Annotated in this window: 6 protein-coding genes and 1 rRNA gene; 3 read left to right on the top strand and 4 right to left on the bottom strand. The window is 59.5% G+C overall.

Annotated elements, in window-relative coordinates:
• The first annotated feature begins 227 nt into the window (after positions 1-227).
• Genes mksB through mksF form a run of 3 tightly spaced genes read left to right on the top strand, consistent with a single transcriptional unit; the run spans position 228 to position 5,033 of the window.
• Positions 228-1,505, top strand: a complete 1,278-nt coding sequence (gene mksB / locus KGA83_RS22535; protein WP_177413319.1) for an Mks condensin complex protein MksB — start codon at positions 228-230, stop codon at positions 1,503-1,505.
• Positions 1,495-2,196 (top strand): Mks condensin complex protein MksE, encoded by a 702-nt coding sequence (gene mksE / locus KGA83_RS22540; RefSeq protein ID WP_223530960.1) that lies wholly within the window; start codon positions 1,495-1,497, stop codon positions 2,194-2,196. The genes mksB and mksE overlap by 11 nt, the downstream gene beginning before the upstream one ends.
• Entirely contained in the window at positions 2,193-5,033 is a 2,841-nt protein-coding gene (gene mksF, locus KGA83_RS22545; RefSeq protein WP_108214829.1) for an Mks condensin complex protein MksF, read from the top strand. Before mksE ends, mksF begins: the two co-directional genes overlap by 4 nt.
• Before the next feature lie 194 nt (positions 5,034-5,227).
• On the opposite strand, the gene KGA83_RS22550 is transcribed toward mksF, so the two are convergent.
• The 4 genes from KGA83_RS22550 to rrf all read right to left on the bottom strand — a co-directional run bounded on the left by KGA83_RS22550 (position 5,228) and on the right by rrf (position 9,183).
• Positions 5,228-7,531, bottom strand: coding sequence for an intermembrane transport protein PqiB (locus tag KGA83_RS22550; RefSeq protein ID WP_223530961.1), 2,304 nt, complete (start codon positions 7,529-7,531; stop codon positions 5,228-5,230).
• Entirely contained in the window at positions 7,524-8,147 is a 624-nt protein-coding gene (locus KGA83_RS22555) for a paraquat-inducible protein A (protein ID WP_108214827.1), read from the bottom strand. Before KGA83_RS22555 ends, KGA83_RS22550 begins: the two co-directional genes overlap by 8 nt.
• Positions 8,134-8,793, bottom strand: coding sequence for a paraquat-inducible protein A (locus KGA83_RS22560; protein ID WP_108214826.1), 660 nt, complete (start codon positions 8,791-8,793; stop codon positions 8,134-8,136). The genes KGA83_RS22555 and KGA83_RS22560 overlap by 14 nt, the downstream gene beginning before the upstream one ends.
• Before the next feature lie 274 nt (positions 8,794-9,067).
• A 5S ribosomal RNA gene (gene rrf, locus KGA83_RS22565) occupies positions 9,068-9,183 on the bottom strand.
• Positions 9,184-9,192 lie beyond the last annotated feature (9 nt).

Here is a 9,192-nt window from a genome sequence, read left to right on the forward strand (position 1 = left end):
AAGCGCGACGACGGGACTCGATAAGCAAAGGTCGGCCACTTGTGGATAACTAAAGTGCGCTGATTCTACCGCCGTTCGCTAAAGATCGCCCGCGCTGTTGATCGATAGACTTCACCGATAGTCTTTGCACCTATGAAAAATGGCGACAGCCCGTCCCGAGAGTGAATCGCATCGCGCCCGATGCAGTACAATCGCGACTTTTAATCGCCAACCAGCCGGCCATTCCGATGATCGAACCCAAGCGCGTCTTGCGCGCCCTCGCTGAACACTGGGCACTTCTGGAGCCACTGTGCGAGCACTTCGACCAAGGCACACTGAGCCTGAACGAACTGCGCACGCAACTGGCCGCCCAGCAACTCGACAGTACGCCGCAGGACATCACCAGCCTGCTGGACGTGTGGATTCGCCTCGACATCCTGGTTCCCGTGGCCAAAAGCCCGAACCGTTTCGAGCTCAATGCGCAGATTCACGACTTCCTCGCCTATCTGCGCCGTGAACACCGCCTGGGCCTGTGCCTGGAGATCGAAGCCTACCTGCGCCACCTGGAGCGTCTGGCCGGTTATATCCAGGACGCATTCGATATCCGCGATGGCAATGACCTCGCCCGCCAATTGCGTCTGCTCGACATGCGCGTGCGTGACGTACTGAAAAAACTCGATAACGACGAACAGGCCCTGGTGGCCGTCGCCGAACGGGCGAAAACCAGTGATCGGCAGATTCCGTTGCGCCAGCGTTACGCTGAAGTGCTGGCGACCTGGGACGAATACGTCGAGCCGATGATTGATCTGGTGAACGCCGACGGCGCCTTCGAACAAGGCGTGCGCAAGGTCGAAACCGTCCTGCTGAAGATGCTCAGTGAACAGCAGCGCCTCGGCCACCTGGTCGACGACGACATGCTGCTGCGTACCCACGCACGCATCCTCGAAATGCAGACCAGTGCCCAGCTGACCCTGCGTCACGCCCGCGAACTGCTCTTGCCGCTGCGCGAAGAAGCCCGCCGGCACAACGCCGTGACCCGTGGCGCGGCGCTGGCCCTGTCGATGATCCGCCGCAAGGGCATCGACGCCGTGCCGCAAGCGGCGATGCCGATGTTCACCCGCCCGCAAAGTACCTTCCTCGGCAGCGCCAGTCAGGTCGAAGCATACGTTTACGCCCTGGCGCGTTTCGAACCGAAACCGGCGCGCTTCCCCAAGGCCCACAAGACCCAGAAAGGCGAAGCCCCGCGTGCGCCGCGCACCGTTCGGGAAATGCTCGAACGTTGCGAGGACGCCCTGCCGATGCCGGACCTGATGACCTGGCTGCTGGAGCAGGAACCGGACGGCGCCACCGACGAATTGCTGTACTGGTTCTCGCGCCTGTCGCGGGAAAAACGCTTCACGCGCGAGCGTCTGGAGCGTCGCGAATACCATACCCACGAGCATCAGGTCAGCCTGCGCTCCTTCGCCCTGCTCTCGGTCAGCGACACCGCCGCCGAGGATTCTGCGAGCACTCCTTATGCATCTTGATCTATCCGAACTGTCCCATCTGGCACCGATCTTTCGCGAGCTGTTCAAGGGTTACCACGTCAGCCGCCGCGATCCGGAGCTGTACGCACAGTTGTCGAACTTTCAGGACCAATACCGCACGCTGTTCAAGGCCCTGGGCTTTGAACTGGTCTGCGACACCCGCGGCTTCTACTACTTCGTGCCGGACCTCGCGGCGGCGGCGGTGAACAAGACCGCCCAGCGTCTGGCGCTGTTCACCTTCATCCTCGTCGAGCACCTGGCCGACCAGGGCCGCGACCCGATCTCTGTGCTCGACGGCGGCAGCCTCGGTCGCGATGAGCTCCCATCGTTGCTGGAAAAGTACCGCGACCTGTTCATCCAGGCCGAAGTGCAGACCCAGGACGAGCTGGAAGAAAAGATCATGCGCCGCATGACCCAACTCGGTTTTGCCAGCGAAGAAAACGGCATCTACCGTTTCCTGCCGCCGATGCACCGTTTCCTCGATGTGTGCCTGTCGGTGCAGCAGGACCGCGATCTGGCCGCCAGCCTGCACAGCGTCCTGCCGTTGCCGGTGCCGGTGCTGATCGACGACGACAGCGACGAAAAACTGCTGCAGACCGATGACCCGCTCGACCTCGCAGAATTTGAAGATGAAAGCGAAGAAGACGCCCTGGCCCGCGCCATCGCCGAAGAACAGGAGCTCGACGCATGAGCAAGGAACGTTACGGCATCCGCCGCTTTGCCCTTTTGAACACCGCCGGCTATAGCCTTGGCCTGTTCCCGCTGGAAGAGCCGCTGTCGGTGTACGGCGCGAACAACCTCGGTAAATCCGCCTCGATCAACGCCTTGCAGTTCCCGATCCTGGCGCGCATGTCGGACATGAGCTTCGGCAAGTACAGCCTGGAGCAGTCCCGGCGCTTCTACTTCGCCTCGGACACCAGCTACATCCTGGTCGAAGTGAACCTGCCCCACGGTCCCCACGTGATAGGCGTGGTCGGTCGCGGCCCGGGCGGCGGTTTCGGTCACCAGTTCTTTGCCTACGCCGGCAAACTGGACCTGGCCCACTACCAGAAAAACGACACCTGCCTGCGTCAGAAAGAACTGTTCACCAACCTTGAGCGCGAAGGCCTGAAAGCCTACGAACTCAAGCCGGACGAACTGCGCCGTTTGTTGGTCGGTGGCCACACCTCGATCCCGCTGGACCTGACGCTGATTCCACTGCGCTCCACCAGCGAGCAGAGCCTGAAAACCTTCCGCGCGCTGTTCATCAACCTGCTGCACATGCGTGAAATCACTGCGGCCAAGCTCAAGCAACTGTTCCTCGATGCCTTCGAACACAGCCTGCGCTCCGGCAGCGTCGATTACATCGCCGCGTGCGAAGAAGCGTTCCGCGATGTACGCCGCATGGAGCAGGACTACAACTCGCTGGTCGCCGCCGGCCCGCTGGTCGAAGCCTTGGCCAACGGTGTGAAACAACGCGACATTCTGCGCGGCAAACTGCACCGGATCTCGCCCCTGCTCGACTCGCTGCTGGGCACCTGGTCGGACTACGCCAGTGCGCGCAAGGAGGAGCTGACCATTCAGGCCGAGCACTACCGCAATGAGCAGGACGCCCTGCAAAACGACCAGCGCGGCGGCACTCAGGAACTGATGCGTCTGGAGCGGGAAATCACCGGCATCCAGCGCTGGCTCGGCGAATTGTCGGTGCTCAAGCATCGCTTTGCCCTGATCGATGACGTGAAGGTGCTGGAACAGCAACTGCTGGCCGCCAAGGACGCCCACGACGAACTCGCCGGTGCATTGGCGCAATCCCGCCAGTTCAGCGCCGAAGATCTCGAAGAGCGTCTGCGCGATCTGGAAAAACGCCTGAAGTCGGTCAAACAGCAACTCGATCACGCCGACAACAACAGCTACGCCCGCCTGCGCGAAGAGTTCTCGCAGCAGGACGTCGAACGACTGATGCGCTTGTTCAACAGCGCGCTGTTCAGCCTGCCATTGGGCGAACACGGCATCACCCTCGACGACGACGGCGAGTGGGTCAAATCCGTGGAGCTGATCCTCGACGGCTTCAAAGGCGAACGCTTCGAAGTGCCGGGCCTGTCCATCGACATCTCGCACATCGAACCTCCGGCATTGCAGGCCCTGGCTGACCGCGCGGCGTTGCGCGATCAGAAAGAGCGCCTGGAAAAAGAACTCAAGCAACTGAAAACCCAGCAAGCCGTGGCCGCCGACCGCGCCGCGAGCAAGACCCAGACCGAAGCGCTGTACCAGCAAGTGCTGGATGCACAGAAAGCCCTGGAAGACTTCCGTCGTGCGCAAACCCTGAGCGCCGAGGAAGGCGACAAGCTTGAGCAGCTGGCACAAATGGAAGCGGCGCAGGATGAGCTGAAGCGCTCCAGCGACGCCTTCACCGAGCGCGTCCAGCAACTGTCGGCCAAGCTGCAACTGGTCGGCCGGCAGATCGGTGACATGGAAGCCAAGCAACGCACCCTCGACGACGCCCTGCGCCGCCGTCAGTTGCTGCCAGCGGACCTGCCGTTCGGCACACCGTTCATGGACCCGATCGACGATTCGATGGACAACCTGCTGCCGTTGCTCAATGACTATCAGGACAGCTGGCAAGGTCTGCTGCGCGCCGATGGTCAGATCGAAGCGCTGTACGCTCAGGTGCGCCTCAAGGGCGTGGCCAAGTTCGACAGCGAAGACGATATGGAGCGTCGCCTGCAACTGTTGATCAACGCCTATGCGCACCGTACCGATGAAGCCCTGACCCTGGGCAAGGCGCGTCGCGCGGCGGTCACCGACATCGCCCGGACCCTGCGCAACATCCGCAGCGACTACGACAGCCTCGAACACCAACTGGCACTGTTCAACCGCGAGATCAACAAACGTCAGGTCTCCAACCTGCAGAGCTTCCGTATCGTGCTTGCGCCGAACAAGGAAGCGCTCAAGCACATCGACCAGATCATTCACAGCGCCGGTCAGTACGAAGAAGGCGAAACCCTGTCGGTGTTCGATCTGAGCCAGAGTGCGGAACAGGACAACAAGAACGAAGAGGCCAAGGAATACCTGGCGCGGCTGGTGGCGGCAAACCACAACCAGCTCGGCCTCAAGGACTTGTTCGAACTGGCGTTCGAGATCACCAAGGTCAACGGCCAACCAGTGATCCACACCGACATCGACGGCGCCGCCTCCAATGGCACCACCATGACCATCAAGGCGCTGACCAACATGTACTTGTTGCTGCACTTGATGGACCGCGACCAGGCCGGTCGCGTGCGCCTGCCGTACTACCTCGACGAGGCGGCGGACATCGATGAGAAGAACCAGGCCGCCTTGCTGGAAACCAGCCTGCAGCTGGGCTTCGTGCCGATTCTGGCGAGCGTGAAGCCGCAGGTCTGCGCCAGCGTCGCCATCGACCTGGAAGGCGGCAGCGGCCCGGCCGGCATCTACATCGACGAGGCGGACTGGAAGTACATCCGTCGTCACGATCAGGTGAAGGCGACAGTCAACGAACAAGCGGATGAACCGGAGCTGGATGCAGTTTGAGGCTTGAATCGAAGGCAATGAAAAAGGCGGCTATCCAATGGATCGCCGCCTTTTTTCATCAACCTGTTTTTAGTCTTTCAGTGCGTTTGAGGGCCTCTTCGCGAGCAGGCTCGCTCCCACTTTAGATCGGCGTAAACGCAATCCATTGTGGGAGCGAGCCTGCTCGCGAAGACGGCAGCACAAGCACCATCAGACTACTTGCCGATGGAAATCTTCGGCGCCCAACCCAGCCATTCCTCCTCAAACTTGTCAAACAGCGCGAACGTCTGCTCCGGTTGCGCCGGGCCGCCCATGCGCTCACCGTCCGGTGTGGCAAAGGCAACACCGCCCTGAATCATCGTCTCCAGGGATTCAGTGCGCACCGTTGCGCCTTTGAACAGGCCGACATCGAAGTCGAAACCGCTGGTGTTCCAGAACCGCGTGCCGCTGCGTACCAGTGGAGCGTATTTCGGCTCGATCAGGATGTGGATCAGGACACGATCAGCAGTCTGGCCCAGTTCATAACCCGTCACCTTGCCCACGGTGATTTCGCGATACGTCACCGGCACGCCGGCCTTCAGCGATCCGCGACGAGCGGCGCTGAGCACCAGACTCAATCCCGCTTCCTGCTTGGCGGTTTCCGGCGCAGCGACCAAAGCGACAAAGTTCTTCTGCGGCCCCAGATTTTTCGCTGCCGGTTGCACCTCGATGTATTGCCCGGTCACCAGGGTTTCGAGATTGGACGTCTTGATCAGGCCCAGCTCAGGCTTGACCACCCAGAACTGACTGCCAACCCGGGCGATGCGTTCCGGCACTTCGGTAATCCGCGCGGTCAGCAGCACCGATTGCAGGTCGTCACTCAGGTCAACGTCCTCGATCTTGCCGACATCCAGGCCCTTGAAGCGAATCGGCGTGCCCGTACGCAAACCATCGGCGCGGTCTACCTTGATGCTGATCACCTCACCCTTTTGCGTGGCGTCGTCACGGCTGGCAAACAAGCGGAAACGTGGAATGCGCTTGCGTAGCGGCGCCTTGGCTTCCGGGGTTTCAAACGCAATACCACCGGCCATCAAACTTTGCAGAGACTCACTTTTGACTTGAATCCCACCGGTCAGTCCACCCGTGAGCGTGATGCCGCTGGCATTCCAGAAGCGTGTCGAGGCGTTGACCAGATCCTCGTATTCCTTCTCGATGTGCACGCCGATGATCAACTGCTTTTTGGTGCGCGAGAACTGATAGCTCTGTACGGAGCCGACTTTAACCTGCTTGTAGAGAACCGGGCTGCCGACTTCCAGCGAACCAAGGTTTTCCGTGAATAACACCAAATGCAGTCCAGGTGCACGCAGATCCAGCGGCGGCGCCTTGGCCCGTGCCACAAACTCCCGTTGTGGAGCCGAACCCTTGTCGCCAGGTCGCACAGCGATGTAGTTACCTTTGACCAGCGCTTCCAGGCCGGTAATCCCTGCCAGGGAAATCGACGGTTTGACCACCCAGAATTGCGTACCGTCCACCAGGTAATCTTCGGCCAATGGATCCATCGTCAATTCGGCAGTGGCCCCGGACAGATCAGGATCGACCTTCAGCGCCTTGAGATTGCCGACCTGGATGCCTTTGTACATCACCGGCGTACGACCGGCCTGCAAGCCTTCGAAGTCGCTGAGCTTGACCTTGACCCGGATACCGGCCGCCGCTGCATCGAAGTCTTCGTAGAGTCTGAACGGCAGGCTTGGGTCGGTAGGCGGGCTGTCCTTGCGGTTTTCAGGCGTAGCGAATGCAATACCACCGGCGACGATGCTGGCCAACGACTCGCTGCGCACTTTCACACCGGACAGATTGGCGTCGATGCTGATGCCGCTGGCGTTCCAGAAACGTGTGTGTTTGCGTACCAGTTTGGCGTAAGTCGGCTCGATGAAGACCTTGAGCTCGACAGTGCTCTGGTCCTCGGACAGCACGTAGCTCTTGATCTGACCTACCTTGATCTGTTTGTAGAACACCGGGCTGCCGCGGTTCAACGAACCCAGGCGATCAGCTTTGATGGTCAGGTGCAGACCCGGCTGGGCATCGGAGAGCGGCGGCTCCTGGGCCAGGGCCTTGAATTTGCGGACGGGCTCGCCTTCCCCCGGACTGATGGCAACATAGTTACCTGAAACCAGCGTCTCAAGACCGGTAATCCCTGCCAGCGTCACGCTCGGCTTGACCAGCCAGAAACGCGTGCTGGTTCGCAGGTATTGCTCTACGTCCTTGTTCATTTCGATACTGGCGATCACACCTTTGGAACTGCCCTCATCATCGAGCTTGAGGCTTTTGACCTTACCGACTGGCATGCCTTTATAGACCACTTCGGTCTTGTTGGCCTGAATGCCTTCGCCACTCTCAAAACGCACCTGAATCTCGATGCCGGTCTCGTTATAGGCACGCCAGCCGAGCCAGCCGCCAATGATCAAGGCGATCAGGGGCAGCACCCAAATGGCAGACCAGTTCGAGGCCGGTCGGGTTTTCGCTACAGGCAAATCAGTCATGGTCGTCGTCCGACTCCGTGTTATCCCAAATCAGTCGGGGATCGAAAGTTACTGCGGCAAGCATCGTCAGAATCACTACAGTGGCGAAGGCGATGGCGCCAAGATTGGCTTCGATGCTGGCAAGCCGGCCAAAATTCACGACCGCCACGAGGATGGCGATCACAAAGATATCGAGCATCGACCAGCGGCCGATGAATTCAATGAAACGGTACATCCAGATACGCTGGCGAGCCGAAAGGGGCTGACGGCGCTGCACGGAAAACAGCAGCAGAGCGATGCCTACCAGCTTGAAGGTGGGCACCAGGATACTGGCGATAAACACCACCGCCGCAATGGGGATCATTCCGTAGTGCACCAACTCGATCACACCCGCCATGATCGTGCTGGGCGCACCCTTGCCCAGAGAGTTCACGGTCATGATCGGCAGCAAATTGGCCGGTATGTAAAGAATGGCGGCGGTAATCAGCAATGCCCAGGTGCGCACCAGGCTATTCGGGCTGCGGGCATGCACCAGTGCTCCGCAGCGTGTACAGACTTGCTCATCGCTATCAGCTTCCTGCCTGTTCAATTCATGACATTCCTTGCAAATCAGAATGCCTGCATCAATCGCCCGCATGGGCATCTTCTCCTGATAATGCTTGCCAGATCTGGTGAGGCGACATTACGACCTCCAGCCAGACTTGAATCAGCAACAAACCGATGAAGCACGCCAGGCCGAGGCCTACGGTGATGGCTGCCATATCTGCCAGCTTGACGATCGCCACGAGTACGCCCATGAAGTAAACCTCGAGCATCCCCCATTCGCGTATATGGTGATAAATGCGATAGAGCAACAAGCCGTAGCTGCGGCCGACATTGAAACGGATACTCAACAATACGGCCAGTTGGCACAGTAGCTTGAGCAGCGGGATCCCCATGCTGCACAGGAACACAATCACTGAGACGCTTTGCATGCCCGTATCAAAAAGGGCTACAACACCGCTCCAGACAGTGTCTTGCGAAGATTGCCCGAGCAGATTGAGTTGCATGATGGGTAAAAAGTTCGCCGGAATAAACAACAACAAGGCGGCGGCGACCAAGGCAAGACTGCGCTGTACGACGTTGTAGCGATGGGCATAAAGCTCGTAGCCACAGCGCGGGCACAAGGCTTTTTCGCCATGGGCGAGTTCGGGCTTACGCATCAGCAGGTCGCACTCATGGCAGGCAACCAGATTTTCTAGTGGTAATTCTGACAGCTCTTTGGCGTCAACCGAATCCGGCATAAGCGCTCTGACTCTGAAAAAGTTGGTCCTATTCTAGTGTCCCGGGACAAAAATAACTGCGCCAATTTGTGCTTGATTGCTTGAGCTTTTGAAGGCGACTTGCTGTAGGAGCGAGCTTGCTCCGGGCGCCGTTCCGACGATGGTTGTCAACGCTGACGCTAACTTGCTGATGCCCCGCGCCGTCCTGAAGCCCATCGCGAGCAAGCTCGCTCCTACACGGCGGACAAAAACAAAACCCCTACCTGCGTGCGCAGATAGGGGTTTTGGAATTTAATCTTGACGATGACCTACTCTCACATGGGGAAACCCCACACTACCATCGGCGATGCATCGTTTCACTGCTGAGTTCGGGATGGGATCAGGTGGTTCCAATGCTCTATGGTCGTCAAGAAATTCGGG

Source organism: Pseudomonas sp. GL-R-19 (assembly GCF_019956375.1).
Classification (GTDB): Bacteria; Pseudomonadota; Gammaproteobacteria; order Pseudomonadales; family Pseudomonadaceae; genus Aquipseudomonas.

Excerpts from the sequence above, each read along its gene's own strand:
- mksB (WP_177413319.1), top strand. The coding sequence starts at position 228 with ATGATCGAACCCAAGCGCGTCTTGCGCGCCCTCGCTGAACACTGGGCA.
- mksE (WP_223530960.1), top strand. The coding sequence starts at position 1,495 with ATGCATCTTGATCTATCCGAACTGTCCCATCTGGCACCGATCTTTCGC.
- mksF (WP_108214829.1), top strand. The coding sequence starts at position 2,193 with ATGAGCAAGGAACGTTACGGCATCCGCCGCTTTGCCCTTTTGAACACC.
- KGA83_RS22550 (WP_223530961.1), bottom strand. The coding sequence starts at position 7,531 with ATGACTGATTTGCCTGTAGCGAAAACCCGACCGGCCTCGAACTGGTCT.
- KGA83_RS22555 (WP_108214827.1), bottom strand. The coding sequence starts at position 8,147 with ATGCGGGCGATTGATGCAGGCATTCTGATTTGCAAGGAATGTCATGAA.
- KGA83_RS22560 (WP_108214826.1), bottom strand. The coding sequence starts at position 8,793 with ATGCCGGATTCGGTTGACGCCAAAGAGCTGTCAGAATTACCACTAGAA.